Origin of the sequence: Clostridium formicaceticum, assembly GCF_001854185.1 — a bacterium.
Taxonomy (GTDB): Bacteria; Bacillota; Clostridia; order Peptostreptococcales; family Natronincolaceae; genus Andreesenella; species Andreesenella formicacetica.
The window spans coordinates 3,219,385-3,239,456 of the sequence record NZ_CP017603.1 but is presented as its reverse complement, the minus strand read 5'-3'; the positions used below and the strand labels follow the sequence as shown (position 1 = coordinate 3,239,456).

Below are 20,072 nucleotides of genomic sequence, written 5' to 3'. Positions count from 1 at the left end.
CAGTTCCCCCTCTGTTAAGATCATCATCATTAAGATTGTATGGGTATTTGTATTTTCACAACAATCTGTTGCTGTTCTTCAGCGATACACATCACCAGATTGGTTGCTTTACATACCTCCTGTAACATATTCATATCCCTATAAAATCCATGCTTTTTATATGCAGTATCCTCCCCCTCTATTAAAGCTATAGAAATTACAAAACACAAATGGCCATCCTGAATAGTCGTGAGGATTTTAGGTTTTTTAATGAATTGTGGTTTTTTTGTATAACTAATAACATAACTTATTATCCTGTGTACTAGCTTAAAATTTCCGTAACATTTTACATTATGAAATTTATCCCTATCTTCCTTTATATCAGCCATATACGCTAAGTCATTCTCTTGCATTTGACTGGTCAAACCCTCTATCAATCTTTTCACAGGAAATACATCATATTCTAAAGGCAATGCTTCTAAATAACTATCGTATAAAGTTTGCATCTCATCTATTTTTTTTATTATTTCTTCCAGTGCCCCATCTTCTTCAGCTCCATGCTCTTTGATTATTTCTTTGATGTCCTTCATAACAACATTACATAATCTCCTGCTGTTATTAAAATCCACTTTATGCTGCTTTAATCTCTCTTCAACTTTTTTTAAACTTCCTTGATACAGGGCATTTCTCTTTTCTAGGGTATCTTTTGCCTTTTTACTCTCTTGCTGTAGGTTATAATATTCTACAGCTTTTTGGAGAATAGGCTGTAACTCTGCCTCTGTGTCCCATGGTTTTAAGATAAATTTAAATATATCTATTTGATTTATGGTAGATAACACTTGAGATATCTGTGCATAACCTGAAAGCACGATTTTCACTACGTCAGGATATTTTTCCTTAACAGCTCTTAATAGTTTTAGACCATCCATTCCTGGCATTCTCATATCTGTTACAATGACACTTATCGCTTCTTCCTCCATAATTTTTAGTGCCTCCATACCACTAGAAGCAAAAACACATCGATAAGCTTCTCCAAACAAAGCCCTTTCTAAAGCATTTAATACTCCTATTTCATCATCTACAAATAAAACAGTGTTTTTATTATCCATATCCTCCATAGCTACAAATCCTTATGCAGCTATTCCTCCTTCTTAATATTTATCCTTCGGTATATTGCTAAGACTTCCGCTGAATTAAGTCTCATTTTATCTTCAGTTTCTTTATGAGTCCATCACACTGAGTCTTTGTTATGCCCAAAAAGTCAAAAATCTCCATGTCCAAGTGACAAGTTGCTACACCATCTACCATCGTCCAAGCATAGTAGTTTGCAAGGTGTACCATAGATACTAGATTTTTATTTAACACTTTTTCGTCTAATGGATGATGATGAAATAATGCTGCCTCCACCATAGCGTAAGGTAATCCCCACCAATATAAAGCATAACCGCCAATCTCCTCATGAGAATTCCCTATTATGCTTTTTTCTACTTCTAAATCTTCTTTACCGTTTCCATGATAATTCACGTTATTCAACATTGTTTCGTATTCCTTGGGAAACTGAGTAAGTATGATTACCTTTCCTATATCATGTAATAAACCTGCTGTTTCACACCATTTTGGTATTTTTTGGTTCAAAAGGTTTTCATAGAAAAAAGTCAATACTTTATTCGTTAAACTTGCATGATTCCATAAAGGTTTCTTTACGCTAGTAATTTTGTCATTATCTTTTAGTTGATTAAATATGCTTGTGGATAACACGATTTTCTCTACATTATCTGATCCTAAATAAGTAATTGCCTGCTTAATAGATGCAGTTTTCACACCATAAAAAGCAGAGTTTGCAATATGTAATACTTTTGCTGCTATTGCTTGGTCTTCTTCGATGGTTTTTGCTATTTCTTCCATATCACTTTTTTCCTCGATCAGCGTTTTAATGCGATTATAGGAACCTATTAATGTTGGGATATTATTAAACTTGTTCATGTTATTTTTGTTCTTTAATAATTTCTGAATCTCAAACGTATCTTCTATGAATTTTAATAGTTCTTCGTTATTCCAGGGTTTTAAAATATAAGTTCTGGCTAGGTTTTTTTGTATAGCCTCTACGATTTCTTTTCCTTCTGTATAACCACTTAATATTACCCTTATAATTAAAGGATATTTCTTTTTCACCTTTTCCAAAAGCTTATACCCATCCATTCCTGGCATTTTTACATCTGTAAATAGCAAATCTATATTTTCCGCTGATAAAAACTGCAATGCTTCTTCTCCACCTTCAGCTAAAAAAATCTCATAATCAGCATCCATAAACAAACGCTTTAGGGATTTTAAAATTGCCGTTTCGTCGTCTACAAATAAAATTTTTTTGCTCATAAATATCAATCTCCTTGCGCCATATATTTGTAGTTCTTAGGAATTTTTATGGTAAATTTAGCACCAACACCAGCCTCACTATCTACTAATATCTCTCCATTATGATGGGCAGTAATGATCTCGTAAGCTATGCTTAAGCCCAGACCAGTACCTTCTCCTAATTGTTTTGTTGTAAAAAACGGATCAAAAATTTTATGAAGATTTTCCTTTTCTATGCCAATACCGTCATCTTCTATTTCACAAACTACATTCATACCTTCTTCATAGGTTCTTATCTTAATAACACCAGGTTCCTCCATTGATTTGGCTTTTATAGCCTGTGCTGCATTAACTAGGATATTTAACAGCACTTGATTGACTTTCCCTCCATTTGCAAAAATAATGGGGATATCCTCCAGTATTTCTTCTACAATTGCATGATATTTTATTTCATTTCTAGCTACTAAAAGAGTAGTTCTTATGCCTAAATTAAGATCATATTCTTCAAGTTCATTAATTTGATCCACCCGCGAAAACATTCTTAATCCCTTTACAATTTCCTCTACCCGTTTCAAGCCTTCTCTTGATTCTTTAATTAAATCTTCAAAGTCCCCTAGTATGAAATTTAAATGATTTTTTTTCTCTAGCTGATCAATCTCATGAAGTTCTTCCTTTAAGTCAGTAATATTTTTTTGTATGACCACTTCCTTAAATCGCATATACCCCTCAACCACTCTAGATAATTGCTGCACATATTTTTTCAACATATCGAAGTTGCTTAAAACAAATCCTAAAGGGTTGTTAATTTCATGGGCTACTCCTGCCGCCAACTGACCTATGCCAGCTAACTTCTCATTATGAATCAGTTGTGCTTGTGTCTGCTTCAACAAACTAAAGGCTGCGGTTAATTCGTTGTTTTTGTTTTTTAGTGCTTCTTCACTTGTCCTCAAAGCCTCTTCCACGCGCTTCCTCTTAATAACATTGCCAAAAATTTTTGAAACAAGATCCAACAACATAATATCTTCTTTGCGCCATTTTGTAATTTCCCTTGCATTATTAGTACCAATGGAACCTACCATTTCTGTTCCAATATAAATAGGAAATATTAAAATAGATTTATCCTGTGGTAAATTTAGATTTTTTATTTCTTTAATGACTTCTTCAGGAAGCTTTGTTACATCCTCTATCTGTATATACCTCTCTTTTTGCATTTTCTCTCCCCACCAAGCAAGAGAAGTAGTTGGAATATTCTGTAATTTTTCTTTTTGCGGTTGCACCTCTGGTCCACACCATTCGTGGGTATTATCCATAATATTTGTATTTTCTCTTAATAAAAATACATGAACTCGACTGGCTCCCGTAAGCTTTCCAATGTTTTCAAGAAAAAAATTGATTACTTCATTGATATCTTCAAAGTCAAAAAAGTTATTTAGATCTTGTCTTATTATTTCATCTAACTCTTTTTTGCTAACTTTTTCCTCTTTCATATATGTTCTCCTTTACAATGTAAATATCTACAAGAAGATAGAGTTCCTAAATTTTTATAATAATACCCATATTTTATAGCTTGTATCATTTTTGTTGGTATATTTTTTATTATCACTAACATTCTCTTAATTTACAGCTTGTTATCCTGAAAAAAGTCTAAGAATTCATATATAACTTCATCTCAATGCCATAGAAAAAGAGCAGTATTTCGTTATCTGCTCTTTAATCCCTAAATATCCAATTGAATTATTTCCGCTTCTTAAGTATCAATTTGCTACTATTTGTAAACTAGTAATTTGAAATTCCCCATCTTTAAATCGAATATCTCCTTTTAATATAATATCTTCTAAAAACAACGGGCTTGCAACTTCCTCAGCAACCATAGCTGGTAAAATGTTTATTTCCAAACCATCTGAAATATAAAAGTAGACAATATCTCCATAAGTTATATCTTTAAAAGTAAGTTCTTGATATTCCTTTGGAAGAACATAGGTGTAGCTATCATTTTTTGTCTTTAATAAGATACTGTTTTCGTTTTCATTATATGTAAAAGAAAACATTGTTTTAATTTGCTCTATATAATCACTAAAGGCATAATCTATATAGCCGGCTGTTTTATCAAACTTTAAAATATGCAACTCATAAACTGACAATCCTGTACCGGAACCCACATTAAGTACACACATGATTTCATCTTTTCCATCATCATCTACATCATATTTTTCTAAAACAGGTAAAATAAACCTAGTGGTTGTATATATCCAATCGAAAACCTGAATATTCTCTCCATATTTAAGTACAACACCACTTCCAGTAGAATTTATCCCATATAAATAAATACCTTCTTGAGAAAGCTCCGCTATCAGTGGATATTTTGTATTGTTATAACGATCACTTGTTATGATTAATTTTTCTGTTAAATCTTTCATATCTATTTCATCTATTTGTTCACTTTGAAAGCCCCACCAACTGGCATCTGGTTCTCCACTTGTCATAAGGCCTTCTACATACCAACCTGACTCACCTTCACCTTTTACAAGCCATAGCCAACGGGGAAAAACACCTGCCTCAAAAGCAGAACTTCCTCCATCCTTAATATCTAGTTCTAACCCATAGCAAGCCTTATTTTCACGCACATCCTCGTTAATAACTTTTACACTGTCGATTTTAACCGTATCCCAAATGTCCTGCCCTATAGGGTCAAAATTCTCTGTATGAACAAGTGAAAGAAGTACAGGGTAATCGCTTTCAAGAAGCGCCTCTGTATAAGTCTCCATAGCCCCCCTCGCTGTTGCTGCAAAGTAGCGCACTACTTCATAATGGGCAAATTTTTCCCTTGCGTTAATTATTACAAACTGATTATTTTCTTTTCCAAAAGTAATTATCTCAGTTTTTTCATATATTTCTCCGTCACTATCAGTCATATAATAGATGATGTTTGCAGTATCCCCTTCTACCTCAATCTCATAATTGACAACCCATGGACTGGAATAGCCAATATTATAATACCATTCTTCACTACCGGCTTTTTGCTCAACAATAAACTTTTCTTTCATGTCCTCAGACATGATTTCATAACGCAATTTACCATCTCGTGTTTTTAACCCCTCTGCCCAAATTTCGGCCATATGAATTTTTTCTTTTTTATAATGAATAGAAGCATTGGGGTTTGAAACAAGTCCGATACCGATAGCTGCTACTGCAATGACTGTCACAATACTTACCCAAAAAGCAGGACGTTTATAGTTTAGCACGTTTTTGATACGCCCCTTTGCTCCTGTTTCTCCAAAAGCAAGAGGGCTTCCATTTACCATTTTTCTGTTTACTGCCAAAGATAATATGGAGGTACTATAATCCTTTTTGATGTCTGTACCAAGTTCCTTGATGACCCGTTCATCACAGGACATTTCCATATCGTGACTCATAAGCACAAAACTAAGCCATACAAAAGGATTAAACCAGTGAACACAAAGTGCTAAAAATGCACAAGGCTTTATCAAATAATCAAATCGCCTGATATGGATTTGCTCATGTTTTAAAATATAACTTTTTTCTATTTCTGAAAGTCCCTTTGGTAAATAAATTTTAGGGTTTACAATTCCAAGTACAAAAGGCGTAGAAATACTTTCACACTCAAAAATATTGTCCTGCAGGAGCACCGCCATACAGACTTTACGTTTTAACATTAAATAGGATATAAAACTATAGGTCATTAGTATCAACACACCAAGTATCCATATAATAGAAAGAATAAATAGAATCATCTGCATAGGATTTGTACTGGCATATGGGGTTGCAGCAGGTAAAGAATGATTGATAACAGCATTTGCTCCACTTATCCCAGTATCTATTTGGGGCTGTCCCATCATGCCAATATCAAAAGGAATATATTCCATTTTACCAGAGCTTAAGGTACCTGCTTTTAAAAAGCTAAAGGCAGAGGAAAAAGAAAAGGGAGATACCAGCCGGAACAGCACAACTGCCCATAAAGTATAAGAAAAAATCTTTGGCGTCTTTTTAAGAAACAGCCTTCCAACCATAACAAATAAAATAACATAGCTGGCGGTAATACTCATATTCATTACGCTTAAAAATAGTTCTTGCAAGAAGAAGGCCATAGTTTATTCCTCCTTATAGCTGTCTATCAGCTTTTTAAGTGCATCTGCCTCAGCTTTTGATAGCTTTTTATCACTCATAAAGCTGGCGATAAATCGAGGTAATGAACCATTAAAGGTTTTGTCTAAAAACTTCTGGCTTTCAAATTTCTGTACCTGCTCTTGTTTTATAATAGCGCGGACAGTGGCGTTTTCATTTTTTAATATTTCTCGATCACACAGTTTTTTCAAAACAGTATAGGTTGTAGATTTTTTCCACCCAAGCTTATCATTACAAAGCTTCACAAGTTCTCCAGAACCAACTGGCTCATTTTCCCAAACAATGCTTGCAAAACGATATTCACTTTCGCAAAGATTAAATTTATCCATAATATACCTCCTTTAGTCTATATATATAGACCTAATATTTTATAGTCTACCATCGTAGACCCATTTTGTCAATCTATAGTTTAATGACTGTACTTTCAAATTTGAACACTATTTCATTTTAATTCTCAATTAAATTTTTTAAAAAAGCAGGTTTTTATTGAAAAATGTAGAAAATACAAGAATGTAAAAAATAAATGTAGAAAATATACGTCAATTTTTATTTATACAGCTATATGTATTGATAAGACATTATAGCTTTGCCAACATAACAACCTAAAAATTACACCGATAAATGGTGTTAGAAAATGCTTGATATTAATATTTCTCTATCTGCAGTACTCTATAAAATTATGTAGATTTTTAGCACAAGGGGGATACATAATGACAATGTTGAAAAACACTGATAAGTCACAACAACTAACTTTCGGTGACCATGCTTGTTTATTGTATAGCAATATGGATGACTACAGGCATATTGCTGTTCATTATATCATAGAAGGACTAATTCATGATGAAAAAGTACTATGTATAATTGATGAGTATCCTAAAGCTCTATTACTTGAAGATCTTGAAAAGAAAAATATAGATACACATAAATCTCTGGCTTCAGGGCAGTTGATTATTAATAATGTCAAAAACGTTTATCAGAACCCAGCTGGCTTTAATCCTTATAAAACATTAGAATATTGGAATGAACAGTTGCAAATGATAAAAAGAGAAAAATTTCATGGTTTTAGGGTATTAGCTGAAATGATTTTTGCAGCTGATGGTACAGAAAAAACTCTTCATGCCCTCATGGAATATGAAATGCTATCAAATACCCATTCGATGCATTTTTATGATAATCATCTATATTTATGTGTCTTTGATAAAAGAAAGTTCCCTATTTTTATTTTAGAAGATATGATAAAAAAACACACAGCCATAATCAATGGCATAGAATTAATTAAACCGAATCCATATTATGTGAATATTAAAGAACAGCTAAGAGAGCACGCTGAAAGAATATCCCTTAGAAAACATTTTACCTTAGAGACAGGAACTGATCATGAGTCTACAGATGCTAAACCATTTAAGAAAAACAAAGATATGGAAATCTTGCGATATGTTCTTAGCGCTACAGGAGATGGCATTTGGGAATGGAATATTGAAACAAACGAAGTTTATTTTAGCAAAGCTTTTTTTAATATATTAGGTTATGGAGAAGATGAAACTATAAAAGATTGTAGTGAACTAGTAAAACTAATACATCCCAAAGATGTTAGCGAATTTATAGGCATCATATATAAATGTTGCAGAAATGAAGTTCATCGTTTTAGTCATGAAGTAAGATTTAAGAAAAAAATAGGAGAGTACGCATGGTTACGTGTAAAAGGTGTATCTATCCAGAAAGATATAGGTAGCGGCAAACTTCTTAGTATGGTAGGTGTAATTAACGATGTTACTGAAAAAAAGAAAATAAAAAGAGAGTTAGATGAAAAAATCTATTTGGAAAAGTTAAGAACAGATTTTTTTGCGAATCTTTCCCATGAGCTTAGAACCCCTATTAATATCATCCTAGGTAGCCTACAATTACAAGAGTTGCATATAAATGCAGATAAATACAGTGAATGCATAGACAAATACAAGAAAACGCAAAAAAGGATGAAGCAAAATTGTTACAGACTTTTAAGAATTGTCAATAACTTGATTGATATAACTAGGATTGACGCTGGATTTTACACCCCTAACTTTAAAAACTTTGATATAGTAAAACTTATAAAAGATATTGTACTGTCAGTCGAGGATTATATAAAAAACACAGGCTTAAGCATAAAATTTCATACTAACATAAATCGCCTCATTATAGCCTGTGATCCTGAAAAAATTGAAAGAATCATACTTAACCTTCTTTCGAATGCCGTTAAATTTACGGAATCAGGAGGAAAAATAAATGTCAAAATAAGCGTAGATAATAATGAAGTAATCATCGCCATAAAGGATTCTGGGATAGGCATACCTCAGGAAAAATTAGATGATATATTTAATAGATTTTCACAAGTAGATAAGTCTTTATCCAGGAATCATGAAGGCAGTGGCATAGGCTTGGCTTTAGTAAAATCTCTGGTTGAAATGCATGGAGGTAGGATTTCTGCAAAAAGTCAATTGAATAATGGAAGCCAGTTCACCATCTCACTTCCAATACGGTTAGTTAGTCAACAACGCTCCTTGCAAGAGGCTAAAACGATTGGTGAAACAAATGTAGAAAGAATACATATTGAGTTTTCAGATATCTATTTCTAAATGAAATAATTTAATCGTTTCCTTCTCAATAATAAGCGGCTTATTCCCAACTCTTTAAGAGACAAAATGCCATAGATAGGGTTCTTTTTTCAACATGATTTTGTCAACGCTATCTATTTCAATGATAACCATATTTACAAACTATTTAAATCAATATGACAATATCCCCTCGGATTCTTTTCCAGATATTTTTGATGATATTCTTCAGCAGGATAAAAGCATGTTAAAGGTTCAATTTCCGTTACAATAGGTCTGGCATATCGTTTCTGCTGCTGTTCTTTGGTTTTTAGAATGACTTCCAAATCTGCTTCTTTTATATAGTAGATGCCTGTCCTGTATTGGCTGCCTATATCTGGTCCTTGTCGATTTCGTGTGGTGGGATCAATTACTTTCCAAAAGTCATTCAGCAAGCTTTCCAGATCAATAATTTTTTCATCAAATGCAACATAGCAAGCTTCTGTGTGTCCTGTTTCAGATGTGCATACTTCTTCATAGGTTGGGTTTTCTGCATGTCCATTTGCATAGCCCACCTTTGTTTCTTTCGCCCCTGGTATCCGGGAAAGATATGCTTCTATTCCCCAAAAACAACCTCCTGCCAATACTATTTCTTTCATTTGATGGAATTTATTGTCGGCCAATTTTCCCACTTGGTTCCATTATTTCCACAATATATAGCTAAACTTAGATAAAAATTTGTGATGTTTACTCTTTTCTTCATTTGCTTATGGAAACATGATATTCATATAAAAAGTCCCGCAATTCTTCGCGGGATTTTTATATGAATAGAAAACATATCTGCCTACCCTGAGTGAAGTGTTCTTTCTACCACTTTAACTATTTATTTTTCATTACAGGCACTTGCAATTCCGTCAGCCAGTCATTTTCATTTTCCTTATTCCAAATGCCATCAATATATGATTCTCTTGGATTGTCACTGTGAGTATATCCATTATCAGCAATCCATGTAATAATTTCAATATATATTCTCCCCTAACAGGAGAGTCAAGAAAAATCTTGAAAAATTTTCTACAGTTTTTTAGATAACACAATGAACCATCCGATGCCTTAAAGCTGAAAGTAAGCTTAATAATCTTGTTGATTTGAAAGATTCTAATCATCTATTATTTTAAACCAGATTTCCATAGCAGTACCTTCTGGTGAAATATCCAAGTACAATTCTAACATTAAAAGTTCTGTTTTTATTTCATTTTTTAAGAGCCAAGTTCCATACATATATTTAACCGCTTTATCCAGTGCATCGGTTGTCAGAAGATGAAAGTTTTCTGCTTCAAACCTACAAACTACATACTTCCCAGCAGACATTTCAAAATGAGTAAATTCATTTTGAGTATTAGAGCTATCTACCTCTGCACCTGCAAAATACCGAAGATAACCTTCTTTTTCACTTGGGCTGCCGACACCTATTTCATTTCCATCTTGTTTTAAGTTATCAATAACACTTTTTTTATTGTGAAAATTATGCCATAGCTCCGCTAAGAAGTCTATGCTTGGGTTATCAGAAAATTTAGTTTCAATAGATAATCCAGTAAAATGACGAGAAAACGGTAAATTTCGCCGAAAATTTCGCCGACTTACTTCTAAAATAATTCCATTTGCCACAAGTGGTACATTTTCATCTATTAAGTGATACTTCATAGATAAGTCTGGTTTGATGAAATGGGATAAGGGCCTTGGTTGTTTGCGGTAAGCATCAGGGGTTAAACCATATGCATCCTTAAAAGAGCGTGTAAAGGTTTCATGATGTTCAAATCCTAATGCCAGCCCCACATCAATAATGCGGTGGTTCCCACTAGTTAAAGCTTCCGATGCATTTGCCAATCGTCGTAATTTCACATATTCCATTACAGGCTTACTCACTAAACGCCGGAACAATCTCTGATAATAAAAGGGTGATAAACATGCCATCTGTGATAACTGTTCAATTCCGATTTTCTCTGATAAGTTGTTTTCAATAAAATCTAAAGTTTGCTGTACCGCTTGCCATGATTCCATAGTACATACACCTCCTACATCTATCATAGCAAGATACCTAAAAACTTTCTTGACTCACACTGCTCAATTTTTTAGTTTAGCGTAGCGTCTTCAATTTCCCACCAGAATATTATTTCAGCGAGCTTAACTCAACGATTATCTTTATTGAGCTTTTCCCCAAAGGGAAGAAAAAATCATGGGGCATTAGGATGTAATATTCCAAAAAAAGATCCCTGCATTTAGAATTTCCTCTTTGTTAGCTGGGATCTGTCATTTCTTTGTAATTGGATATCTATATTAAAACAACTTAATAACTTTAAGTTCCTAGCACTGTTAGATGCTGTTCTGAACTAATAAAGCCCTCTATTTAAACCATCTTTAATTGCAGAAAATATTTTGTTACCCCTAATTGTAGCTCCGGTAAATGTATCAATATCTTCCACAAAATCACCTGTATTATGGAGGTCATAAATAACTTCAAGTGGTTTACCTTCTAAGTACTCTAAGACTTGTTGGTGTTGTATTACAATAGGATAAAATTCATCCCCTTCTTCCATTTGACGATAGTCTTTGCCTGAATGTTATAAATGTCTATAGCTTAAGTCTTTAATAATATTGTCTTCTAAATGAAACTCGATGCTTATTTGTTGGTCTCCTCTATCTCCATATGTACCTCTGTATCTTCCATTATCATAGGTTACTACAATATTATCATTACTAGAGACAACTAGTTCATCTTTGTCTACGCTTACTTCTTCAGATTCTTCAGTAGTTGTGCATCCTCCTAAAACCAATGAACTTCCTAGAATTATTATTAACCCCATTAGTAAAAACTTTTTCATGACTTTCTCCTTTCTGTTTTTGTTTTTTTAGTCATATTAAGTATAAAAACTATTAAACATTATCACAAATTAACTCACCAAACTATTACCTTACCTCCTATTGGTAATATTTGTAACGCAAACAAGCTTTAATTAACTGGTGAATCATTTTGTCTATGGTGTAAGTCTGTTTTTGGTTACTAGTAGCAAGATAACCATTATATGAAATAATAATAATTATTATAGTACTAATAATCCAAAGCCTACATGGATTTCTCTATAAGCATTATACTAAACTTTCCTCTCCACACTTTCTTATGTATTAGTTAATATATTACACGATATAGACATTAATTCAATGATAATGAATATCGTTATCTGCGATATCATTATATGGAAATTCTGTCAACATTTATTTTCATGTAACATATAATCTCATCTATAAAAAATGGAATCTTTGCTTAAAAAATTAAATGATAAAAACCGTATTACTTTTGATATGCTCCCCTTGTAGTAGACAGTTAAAATAATATAACTGTTTATTATGAGGGGAGTTTTATTATGGGGAGAAAATCTAATGTACCATCCGAAATAAAAATAGCAGCAGTAGAAGACTATTTAAAATCTAAAAAGAGCGTTGCACAAATATGTGAAGAACTATCAGTTGGCAATACTACGGTAAGAGAATGGATTAAGATTTATGAGTCAAAGGGAGAATTGGGATTATTGCCTATGACAAGAAATATCGGCTATTCTAAGGAACTAAAAATTAAAGCTGTAGAAGAATATTTAGCAGGAAATGGTTCCGCTTTGGATATTAGCATGAAATATGGATTGCGTTCAAAGAAACAACTTCAAAACTGGATTATGAAGTATAATAGTCATGAAGAGATTAAATCATCAGAAGCAGGGGAGAATCGAATCATGACTAAAGGAAGAAGAACAACCTTAGAAGAACGAATTGCTATTGTTGGATATTGCATAGAAAATGGAACGGACTATAATGGAACTTCTAGAAAATATCAGGTTTCATACCAGCAAGTGCGTAGCTGGGTGATAAAATTCGAAGAATCAGGAATTGATGGACTTTTAGATCGAAGAGGGAAATGTAAGCCAGAAGATCAACTGACGGAAGTTGAGAAACTTAAAGCACAAATGCAGCTACTAGAAGCCAAAAATAAACGTTTAGAAATGGAAAATGCTCTATTAAAAAAGTTGGAAGAAATCGAAAGGGGGCGAGGTTAAATCTTATCAAACATGAGCATAAATACCTTGCTATTCAGGCGCTATCTTCAGAAAAAGGCTATACAACATCAATTCTTTGTGAAATCTTAGAAATCAGTCGTTCAGCATATCATAAATGGCTTCGCCGAGAGAAAAGTCAAAGAGAACTGGAAAATGAATATCTCTTAAAACTTGTAATAGAGTCATATGAAGAAAGAAGTGGCATTCTTGGCTACCGCCAGATGACGATTAAAATCCGTCGTGAACACAGCATAATGGTCAATCATAAAAGAATATATCGCATTATGCGTAGTGTGGGATTAAAGTCTGTATGTCGTAGAAAAAGAAAAAACTATATAAAATCTACCCCTGAGATTACAGCAGAAAATATATTAAACAGAGATTTTAATGCAAGTAATATCCATCAAAAATGGCTTACCGATGTTACAGAATTCAAATATGGCGATGGAAAGAAAGCATACCTGAGTGCTATTTTAGATCTTGGAGACAAGAGCATTGTTTCTTATGTCATTGGCAAATCAAATAACAATATACTTGTGTTTGAAACCTTTAATAAAGCTATTGAAAATTATCCTAATGCAAAACCTATCTTCCATAGTGATCGTGGTTTTCAGTATACCAGCAAGGTGTTTAAGAAGAAACTTGATCAAGCTGGAATGGTTCAAAGTATGTCCCGCGTTGGACGTTGTATTGATAATGGACCTATGGAAGGGTTTTAGGGAACTTTAAAATCCGAAATGTATCATCTTAAAAAGTTCGCTGATTATGAAAGCATCAAATGCGCCATCGAAGAGTATATCGACTACTACAATAAAAGCCGTTATCAGAAACGTCTGGACTGCATGACGCCACTAGAATATCGTAGTTATCTGTCAAGATCAATCGCATAAACATAGCGCCAATCAACGAGATTGACGCTACATCTTTTAATTATTTCCACTGTCTACTTGACAGGGGGCAGTTCAAAAATGGTAAGGTTTTTCTTTTATGCAAAAAGGAAATAGTCCCAAGATGTCGAATACTATGAGTAAAGATTAAAAAACTGGGGGCTATCATGATAAATTTTCAGCATGAAATGATGCTTAGCAATCATCTGGAATTATATTACATTTTGATATCAGAAAATCATATTTTAAGGCAAATCAATCATTTAATGGATTTTTCTTTCGTCATAGAAGAAGTTGAAAAAAACTATAGTGATTCGATGGGACGAAGTGCAGAAGATCCCGTTCAGCTGTTCAAGTATCTCATGCTTAAGAACATGAACGAAATTTCAGATCCCTTGGTGGCTTTAACTACTTTTTATCTATGCTATTCGTATTTTTAGCTGTGGTGATGAATAGCATCGAGGTTCTAGTTTGATCTTTCTTATCATTTTTCCTTTGCTGCAGCAGGGGCATATTGTATGATCTATTCCTGTTAGTTTGAAGAGAAGTTCCACCCAAGTCATAAACAGGCGACCACAGGTCGCCCCTACGTCCCACAATAAATTTTGACCTACCCCTGTATAATCACAACATTGTTGCACATAATAAATCAATCACGTCTTTAATATTTACGACGTCCTTGAAATGGCCTCACCTAACCCTACCTCTCTGCAGAGTGTCTCTCCCGATGAAGGATGTGGTGTACTAGTCTTTCCCATAAAACGTGCATCTAGCACCCTTGTAGAAACATATTGTTAGCTGATGTCGAAATCGCTGAGTTTCAAAGTCAGTCTTGGATGGCTGTCCTCAGATGTATAATAAAAACTAAACTCAGGTTAATCCATATCCACCTTCAATAAGTTTAGTGAGTTTAGAGAGTGCTCTAGCTGCTGGAGCACCGTCAATGATATCGTGATCAACTAAAACTGTCATATAAAGATACTCTCTTATTTCTATATTATCTTTTACAATACCTGGTTTCTTAACTATAGACCCTATTGCAAAACATAACGGATGAATACTTACTGGTATAACCCATCCATTAATCTTGCCTATCATGCCTACAGAGGTTATCATTACAGTTCCCATATTTTGTTTTGTTAATGAAGGGCTTTTCATAATACATTTCCATATCAATCTTCTTACAAAACCTGGTAAACAGTAATATATTTTCATCACAAACTTATTCTTCTTTTCTTGACCTAAAATATAATCATCTTCACCTTGAATCGACTGTTTTTGTCCACTTTTTATTTCTTGGTTGATATCAGAAATACTTTTTTCATTTGTTTTTCGAATAACATAAGGTAACGGTACTTTCTTTCCGTCAACTTCTCTTTCTATGGCTATTGATATGTCAATATCATCAAAGATAACTACTTTTCTCTTGCCTTTTCTTATTCCATGAATTGGTTTGAATTCTTCTACTGCATGACTTATACATTTGATTAACCATGAGTTAAAAGAAATCTTTTCTGATAGTTTCTTTTTTTCACGTATTACTTTTCGAGCTTCAGTTACATCTAATTCGATTAATGCTTTAATATGATGCTTCTTAAGACCAGCTACACCAATATCTATAGTAGCTGTTCTACTAATTGGAAATTCTTCTATTCTATATTCACCGATATTTTTTTTGTACATCTCCTTCTCCCCACTTTTTTAATAAGACTACAAAGCTTAACTAATTTAATTCTGTGTATGACAGACGTCTCTTAAGTTCGATTTCAGCTAACGTTATAGGAATAGGTAAACTGTTTAAATCAATATGACAGTACCCACCCGGATTCTTTTCCAAATATTTTTGGTGATAGTTTTCAGCAGGATAAAAGCACTTTAAAGGTTCTATCTCTGTTACAATAGGCCTGTCGTATATTTTCTGCTGCTGATTTTTGGTTTTTAAAATAACTTCCAAATCTTCCTCGTCTTTATAATAGATCCCTGTCCGATACTGACTGCCGATGTCCGGGCCTTGTCGATTGGATGTGGTAGGGTCGATTATCTTCCAAAATTGATTCAACAAATTCTCCATATCAATGATTTTTTCATCAAATTTAACATAGCAAGCTTCTGTGTGTCCTATCTCTGATGTGCATACTTCTTCATAGGTTGGATTTTCTGTATGACCGTTGGCATAGCCTACCTTTGTTTCTTTCACCCCTGGTATCCGGGAAAGATATGCTTCTATTCCCCAAAAGCAACCTCCTGCTAATACTATTTCTTTCATTGGAATCTCCTTTCTACTCTTCTACATTGTACTTAATTGTACTTATTTTATATAATTACCCACTTTTTTATCATTTATTAAGGAAGAAATAGATGAAATGCAGGTTGATTTATTCGAATTTATTGCCGACCAATTTTCCCACTTGATTCCATTATTTCCACAACATATAATTAAACTTAGATGTAAAACAAAGATGCAAACCACAGCATCCCCATTTTCAGCAGTACCATTGTCAGCTTAAGAATTACATAAAATAAGGAGGAAATCAATTGAATAATAAAATTACTTATGTACACACAAATATCGTTTCAAAAAATTGGAAAGAGCTAGCTCAATTTTACATAAATGTTTTCAAATGTGAACCAGTATATCCCGAAAGAGATCTTTCTGGAAAATGGTTGGATAGATTAACTAATTTGAAAAATGCTGAAATAAAAGGAATTCATCTTAGATTGCCCGGATATGAAAATGGACCTACTTTAGAAATCTTTGAATACACCTCAACTAATTTTAGTGGTATTACACCTGAAATAAATAGACATGGCTTTGGTCACATTGCTTTTCATGCAGATTCTGTTGAGGATGTCTTAAAGAAACTACTACAACATGGAGGACAACAGCTTGGAGAAGTTGTAATAAAGGATTTCGGCGAAATTGGAGTTTTAACAGCTGTTTATGCAAAGGACCCAGAGGGAAATTTGGTAGAAATCCAAAACTGGCAGAAGTAAAAGGCAACTGAGTTGCAGATAAAAATTTGTGATATTTACATAAACAATCCCACAATTCTTTGCGGGATTGTTATATGAATAGAAAACATATCTACCTACCCTGAGTTAGAAGTGTTCTTTCTATCACCTTAACTATTTATTTTTCATTACAGGCACTTGCAATTCCGTTAGCCAGTCATTCTCGTTTTCTTTATTCCAAATGCCATCAATGTATGATTCTCTTGGATTGTCACTGGGGGTATATCCATTATCAGCAATCCATTTGAAAAGATGGGCGTAGGCCTTTCCAATGGTACTATAAGGTCCTTTGTGATAAACACAGGCGGCAGTCGGTACTTTTTCAATCTTCTTGAACTTAATTGTTTCAGTATCAGTACCAAAGGCAGTCACCGACTCACAAAACTCAACATCAATATTCTGGTCTTTGTACTCACCATCATGATAGATAATAAAACAGTATTCTGGTACAGTACACTGTAGTTCAGGGTTAGCTTTAGTAACTTCTTTTCCGATTTGGGGAATAGCCTCAAAATAATAATCATAATTTGGTATCACCATACGTTTAGAGTAAACGATAACTTCTGGTAGTTCTTTTAATACAATCTCATAATTCATATTGAAATCCTCCTTCATTTTTTCAAGATAATATGTAATTTGAAATAGCTGCTGCCGCTTTTCTTCAATTGATGTTTCAATCTCTTGCTTTCTCTCTTCAAAAATAATAGAAATATTGCCACCCTTTAATATTGCCATTATTTCATCGATTGAAAAACCTATCTGTCGTAAAGCAATGATTTTGTGCAGTGTCGGCAATTGCTCTGAAGTGTAATAACGATAGCCGTTTTCTTCATCTACAAAGGCAGGTTTCAGCAACCCTATTTCATCATAATATCTTAGCGTTTTAATGGTTACCTTGTTTATTTTTGAAAACAATCCTATCCGGTACACAATCTTCACTCCTATACATATTTCTTGTGATAATTTCAATATAAATTCTCCCCTAACAGGAGAGTCAAGAAAAATCTTGAAAAATTTTCTACAGTTTTTTAGATAACACAATGAATCATTTGATGCCTTAAAGTTGAAAGTAATCTTAATAATCTTGTTGATTTGAAAGATTCTAACCATCTACTATTTTAAACCAGATTTCCATAGCAGTACCTTCTGGTGGAGTATCCAAGTACAATTCTAACATTAAAAGTTCTGTTTTTATTTCATTTTTTAAGAGCCAAGTTTCATACATATACTTAACCGCTTTATCCAGTACATCAGTTGTCAGAAGATGAAAGTTTTCTGCTTCAAACCTACAAACTACATACTTTCCGGCAGACATTTCAAAATGGATAAATTCATTTTGAGTATTAAGGTTATCTACCTCTGCACCTGCAAAATACCGAAGATAACCTTCTTTTTCACTTGGGCTGCCGACACCTATTTCATTTCCATCTTGTTTTAAATGATCAATGTCGCTTTTTTTATTGTGAAAATTATGCCATAGCTCCGCTAAAAAGTCTATGCTTGGATTATCAGAAAATTTAGTTTCAATAGATAATCCAGCAAAATGACGAGAAAACGGTAAATTCCACCGACTTACTTATAAAATAATTTCATTTGCCACAAGTGGTACATTTTCATCTATAAGGTTGTCTTTATTCATTCAAACAATTATTTAAATATTTCTACAGGGGTTTTTAATGATGTATAGTCCCAAAGAACCTTTATATCCTCATCTGACAATGCAATACAGCCTAAAGTCCAATCATAAGCGTTACCTTTTCCATGAATACCAACCGCTCCTCCCAATGGGGTATCCCAAGGAGGACGTTGCTTATGTTCGTTAGCATACTTAACTATATTAAATATTTCTTCATCAATTAATTCATTTTTCAATCCTCTTTGAGCATCTTCAATATTGGGATAGCTTAGGCCTAAAAACAAAGTATATTTACTGCGATCATTTCTGGTGCAAATATAATACTGTCCTTCTGGAGTTTTTGAATCACCCTCTTGATTTTTATCTCCTATGGGATTGCCGCCTAAGGCAATTTTAAAACGTCCTATCAATATCTCGTCACCATAAAGCTCTAATACTCTTAGTTCCTTATATATCTTTATTGATGCAGATGAGGGCTCTATCTGTGGTTTCTCAAGAAAAAGTTTTAGATTTTCTGTAGTTTGAAAAGTATTAGCTTCACCTACCTCCTGGAACTGTGTGGAATTATCCATAACAATAGGAGGTGTACTATTTAAATATTCTAAAATAATATTTCCAGATAAGATAACCACTATTGTCCCAGCTATAACAAGGAAATAAATTAAATTTTTCATAGTAAATCTTCTCCTTAAATATTTTTTTAATGCGGCTTTATAATTGTTATATCCTCCCGCCCTTTACTGGTTCAAAAATTCTAAAGGCACATACTTCCCACAACCGTTTGTTTGATGCAATTTAAAAAATGTTTATTTTCAAATCATTTGAAATATCAAATTTCTGTTTACTGCCAAAGATAATATGGAGGTGCTATAATCCTTTTTAATGTCTGTACCAAGTTCCTTAATGACCTGTTCATCACAAGACATTTCCATATCATGGCTCATAAGCACAAAGCTAAACCATACAAAAGGATTAAACCAGTGAACACAAAGTGCTAAAAATGCAAAAAGTTTAATCAAATATATGTTTTAACATTAAATAGGATGTAAGACTGTAGATCATTAGTAGCAACACACCAAATATCCATATAACAGAAAGAATAAATACGATCATCTGCATAGGGTTTATACTAGCATATGGCCTTGCAGCAGGTAAAAAATTATTGATAATAGAATTTACTCCACTTATCCCAGTATCTATTTGTGGCTCTACCATCATACCGATATCGAAAGGGATATATTCCATTTTAAATATTTCTCAATCACACAACTTTTTTAAGGCAGTATAAGTTGTAGATTTTTTCCACCCAAGCTCCTCATTACAAAGCTTGACAAGTTCTCCAGAGCCAACTGGCTCATTTTCCCAAACAATACTTGCAAAACGATATTCACTT

The 20,072-nt window shown here is 33.4% G+C and carries 20 protein-coding genes and 3 pseudogenes; 6 read left to right on the top strand and 17 right to left on the bottom strand.

Features of this window, described 5'->3' with window-relative positions:
• Positions 1-29 precede the first annotated feature (29 nt).
• The 5 genes from BJL90_RS14915 to BJL90_RS14895 form a co-directional block, all read right to left on the bottom strand.
• Positions 30-1,097 (bottom strand): response regulator, encoded by a 1,068-nt coding sequence (locus tag BJL90_RS14915; RefSeq protein ID WP_070969683.1) that lies wholly within the window; start codon positions 1,095-1,097, stop codon positions 30-32.
• Positions 1,098-1,179: 82 nt separating this feature from the next.
• On the bottom strand, positions 1,180-2,352 hold the full coding sequence (locus BJL90_RS14910; RefSeq protein WP_070969681.1) for a response regulator: 1,173 nt from the start codon (positions 2,350-2,352) through the stop codon (positions 1,180-1,182).
• Between the two features lie 5 nt (positions 2,353-2,357).
• Positions 2,358-3,818 carry an ATP-binding protein gene (locus BJL90_RS14905; protein WP_081562026.1) on the bottom strand — a complete coding sequence of 487 codons (1,461 nt, stop codon included), beginning with the start codon at positions 3,816-3,818 and terminating at the stop codon, positions 2,358-2,360.
• A gap of 267 nt (positions 3,819-4,085) precedes the next feature.
• Positions 4,086-6,437, bottom strand: a complete 2,352-nt coding sequence (locus BJL90_RS14900; protein ID WP_070969673.1) for a M56 family metallopeptidase — start codon at positions 6,435-6,437, stop codon at positions 4,086-4,088.
• A 3-nt stretch (positions 6,438-6,440) separates the two neighbouring features.
• Positions 6,441-6,803, bottom strand: coding sequence for a BlaI/MecI/CopY family transcriptional regulator (locus BJL90_RS14895; RefSeq protein ID WP_070969670.1), 363 nt, complete (start codon positions 6,801-6,803; stop codon positions 6,441-6,443).
• A 381-nt stretch (positions 6,804-7,184) separates the two neighbouring features.
• Between BJL90_RS14895 and BJL90_RS14890 the strand changes: the two genes are divergently transcribed.
• Positions 7,185-9,086 (top strand): ATP-binding protein, encoded by a 1,902-nt coding sequence (locus BJL90_RS14890; protein WP_070969667.1) that lies wholly within the window; start codon positions 7,185-7,187, stop codon positions 9,084-9,086.
• Positions 9,087-9,220: 134 nt separating this feature from the next.
• On the opposite strand, the gene msrA (BJL90_RS14885) is transcribed toward BJL90_RS14890, so the two are convergent.
• The 4 genes from msrA (BJL90_RS14885) to BJL90_RS22575 all read right to left on the bottom strand — a co-directional run bounded on the left by msrA (BJL90_RS14885) (position 9,221) and on the right by BJL90_RS22575 (position 11,920).
• Positions 9,221-9,700 carry a peptide-methionine (S)-S-oxide reductase MsrA gene (gene msrA / locus BJL90_RS14885; RefSeq protein WP_070973281.1) on the bottom strand — a complete coding sequence of 160 codons (480 nt, stop codon included), beginning with the start codon at positions 9,698-9,700 and terminating at the stop codon, positions 9,221-9,223.
• 496 nt (positions 9,701-10,196) lie between these two features.
• Positions 10,197-11,099, bottom strand: a complete 903-nt coding sequence (locus BJL90_RS14875) for an AraC family transcriptional regulator (RefSeq protein WP_070969661.1) — start codon at positions 11,097-11,099, stop codon at positions 10,197-10,199.
• A 329-nt stretch (positions 11,100-11,428) separates the two neighbouring features.
• Complete coding sequence (locus tag BJL90_RS22580; RefSeq protein WP_070969658.1) at positions 11,429-11,635, bottom strand: hypothetical protein; 207 nt, start codon at positions 11,633-11,635, stop codon at positions 11,429-11,431.
• A 24-nt stretch (positions 11,636-11,659) separates the two neighbouring features.
• Positions 11,660-11,920, bottom strand: coding sequence for a hypothetical protein (locus tag BJL90_RS22575; protein WP_070969654.1), 261 nt, complete (start codon positions 11,918-11,920; stop codon positions 11,660-11,662).
• Positions 11,921-12,460: 540 nt separating this feature from the next.
• Between BJL90_RS22575 and BJL90_RS14860 the strand changes: the two genes are divergently transcribed.
• The 4 genes and pseudogenes from BJL90_RS14860 to BJL90_RS14850 all read left to right on the top strand — a co-directional run bounded on the left by BJL90_RS14860 (position 12,461) and on the right by BJL90_RS14850 (position 14,471).
• Positions 12,461-13,144 carry a helix-turn-helix domain-containing protein gene (locus BJL90_RS14860; RefSeq protein ID WP_070969651.1) on the top strand — a complete coding sequence of 228 codons (684 nt, stop codon included), beginning with the start codon at positions 12,461-12,463 and terminating at the stop codon, positions 13,142-13,144.
• Positions 13,105-13,863 carry an IS3 family transposase gene (locus BJL90_RS14855; protein WP_156778820.1) on the top strand — a complete coding sequence of 253 codons (759 nt, stop codon included), beginning with the start codon at positions 13,105-13,107 and terminating at the stop codon, positions 13,861-13,863. The genes BJL90_RS14860 and BJL90_RS14855 overlap by 40 nt, the downstream gene beginning before the upstream one ends.
• Positions 13,864-13,875: 12 nt before the next feature.
• Positions 13,876-14,034, top strand: a pseudogene (locus BJL90_RS23295) (IS3 family transposase); the annotation flags it as partial.
• A 164-nt stretch (positions 14,035-14,198) separates the two neighbouring features.
• Complete coding sequence (locus BJL90_RS14850) at positions 14,199-14,471, top strand: transposase (protein WP_070969648.1); 273 nt, start codon at positions 14,199-14,201, stop codon at positions 14,469-14,471.
• A 430-nt stretch (positions 14,472-14,901) separates the two neighbouring features.
• Here the strand turns inward: BJL90_RS14850 and BJL90_RS14845 are convergent, their stop codons facing one another.
• The gene (locus tag BJL90_RS14845; protein WP_070969645.1) at positions 14,902-15,714 is read right to left on the bottom strand and encodes a 2-oxo acid dehydrogenase subunit E2; all 813 of its coding nucleotides are present in this window, start codon (positions 15,712-15,714) and stop codon (positions 14,902-14,904) included.
• A 40-nt stretch (positions 15,715-15,754) separates the two neighbouring features.
• Positions 15,755-16,297: a peptide-methionine (S)-S-oxide reductase MsrA gene (msrA, locus tag BJL90_RS14840; protein ID WP_081562025.1), complete on the bottom strand. Its 543-nt coding sequence runs from the start codon at positions 16,295-16,297 to the stop codon at positions 15,755-15,757.
• A 269-nt stretch (positions 16,298-16,566) separates the two neighbouring features.
• On the opposite strand from msrA (BJL90_RS14840), the gene BJL90_RS14835 reads away from it, so the two are divergent.
• Complete coding sequence (locus tag BJL90_RS14835) at positions 16,567-17,025, top strand: VOC family protein (RefSeq protein WP_236904928.1); 459 nt, start codon at positions 16,567-16,569, stop codon at positions 17,023-17,025.
• Between the two features lie 132 nt (positions 17,026-17,157).
• Here the strand turns inward: BJL90_RS14835 and BJL90_RS14830 are convergent, their stop codons facing one another.
• From BJL90_RS14830 to BJL90_RS21555, 6 genes and pseudogenes are all read right to left on the bottom strand, one after another.
• The gene (locus tag BJL90_RS14830; RefSeq protein ID WP_236904927.1) at positions 17,158-18,012 is read right to left on the bottom strand and encodes a MerR family transcriptional regulator; all 855 of its coding nucleotides are present in this window, start codon (positions 18,010-18,012) and stop codon (positions 17,158-17,160) included.
• Between the two features lie 133 nt (positions 18,013-18,145).
• Positions 18,146-18,580: pseudogene (locus BJL90_RS21565) on the bottom strand (GyrI-like domain-containing protein); the annotation flags it as partial.
• 110 nt (positions 18,581-18,690) lie between these two features.
• Positions 18,691-19,353 carry a L,D-transpeptidase family protein gene (locus tag BJL90_RS14825; RefSeq protein WP_070969642.1) on the bottom strand — a complete coding sequence of 221 codons (663 nt, stop codon included), beginning with the start codon at positions 19,351-19,353 and terminating at the stop codon, positions 18,691-18,693.
• A 138-nt stretch (positions 19,354-19,491) separates the two neighbouring features.
• On the bottom strand, positions 19,492-19,698 hold the full coding sequence (locus BJL90_RS22825) for a M56 family metallopeptidase (protein ID WP_236904926.1): 207 nt from the start codon (positions 19,696-19,698) through the stop codon (positions 19,492-19,494).
• Positions 19,691-19,924 carry a M56 family metallopeptidase gene (locus BJL90_RS22820; protein ID WP_070969639.1) on the bottom strand — a complete coding sequence of 78 codons (234 nt, stop codon included), beginning with the start codon at positions 19,922-19,924 and terminating at the stop codon, positions 19,691-19,693. The genes BJL90_RS22825 and BJL90_RS22820 overlap by 8 nt, the downstream gene beginning before the upstream one ends.
• Positions 19,925-19,936: 12 nt before the next feature.
• Positions 19,937-20,059: pseudogene (locus BJL90_RS21555) on the bottom strand (BlaI/MecI/CopY family transcriptional regulator); the annotation flags it as partial.
• Positions 20,060-20,072: the final 13 nt, after the last annotated feature.

Excerpts from the sequence above, each read along its gene's own strand:
- BJL90_RS14915 (WP_070969683.1), bottom strand. The coding sequence starts at position 1,097 with ATGGAGGATATGGATAATAAAAACACTGTTTTATTTGTAGATGATGAA.
- BJL90_RS14910 (WP_070969681.1), bottom strand. The coding sequence starts at position 2,352 with ATGAGCAAAAAAATTTTATTTGTAGACGACGAAACGGCAATTTTAAAA.
- BJL90_RS14905 (WP_081562026.1), bottom strand. The coding sequence starts at position 3,818 with ATGAAAGAGGAAAAAGTTAGCAAAAAAGAGTTAGATGAAATAATAAGA.
- BJL90_RS14900 (WP_070969673.1), bottom strand. The coding sequence starts at position 6,437 with ATGGCCTTCTTCTTGCAAGAACTATTTTTAAGCGTAATGAATATGAGT.
- BJL90_RS14895 (WP_070969670.1), bottom strand. The coding sequence starts at position 6,803 with ATGGATAAATTTAATCTTTGCGAAAGTGAATATCGTTTTGCAAGCATT.
- BJL90_RS14890 (WP_070969667.1), top strand. The coding sequence starts at position 7,185 with ATGACAATGTTGAAAAACACTGATAAGTCACAACAACTAACTTTCGGT.
- msrA (WP_070973281.1), bottom strand. The coding sequence starts at position 9,700 with ATGAAAGAAATAGTATTGGCAGGAGGTTGTTTTTGGGGAATAGAAGCA.
- BJL90_RS14875 (WP_070969661.1), bottom strand. The coding sequence starts at position 11,099 with ATGGAATCATGGCAAGCGGTACAGCAAACTTTAGATTTTATTGAAAAC.
- BJL90_RS22580 (WP_070969658.1), bottom strand. The coding sequence starts at position 11,635 with ATGGAAGAAGGGGATGAATTTTATCCTATTGTAATACAACACCAACAA.
- BJL90_RS22575 (WP_070969654.1), bottom strand. The coding sequence starts at position 11,920 with ATGAAAAAGTTTTTACTAATGGGGTTAATAATAATTCTAGGAAGTTCA.
- BJL90_RS14860 (WP_070969651.1), top strand. The coding sequence starts at position 12,461 with ATGGGGAGAAAATCTAATGTACCATCCGAAATAAAAATAGCAGCAGTA.
- BJL90_RS14850 (WP_070969648.1), top strand. The coding sequence starts at position 14,199 with ATGATAAATTTTCAGCATGAAATGATGCTTAGCAATCATCTGGAATTA.
- BJL90_RS14845 (WP_070969645.1), bottom strand. The coding sequence starts at position 15,714 with ATGTACAAAAAAAATATCGGTGAATATAGAATAGAAGAATTTCCAATT.
- msrA (WP_081562025.1), bottom strand. The coding sequence starts at position 16,297 with ATGAAAGAAATAGTATTAGCAGGAGGTTGCTTTTGGGGAATAGAAGCA.
- BJL90_RS14825 (WP_070969642.1), bottom strand. The coding sequence starts at position 19,353 with ATGAAAAATTTAATTTATTTCCTTGTTATAGCTGGGACAATAGTGGTT.
- BJL90_RS22820 (WP_070969639.1), bottom strand. The coding sequence starts at position 19,924 with ATGGAATATATCCCTTTCGATATCGGTATGATGGTAGAGCCACAAATA.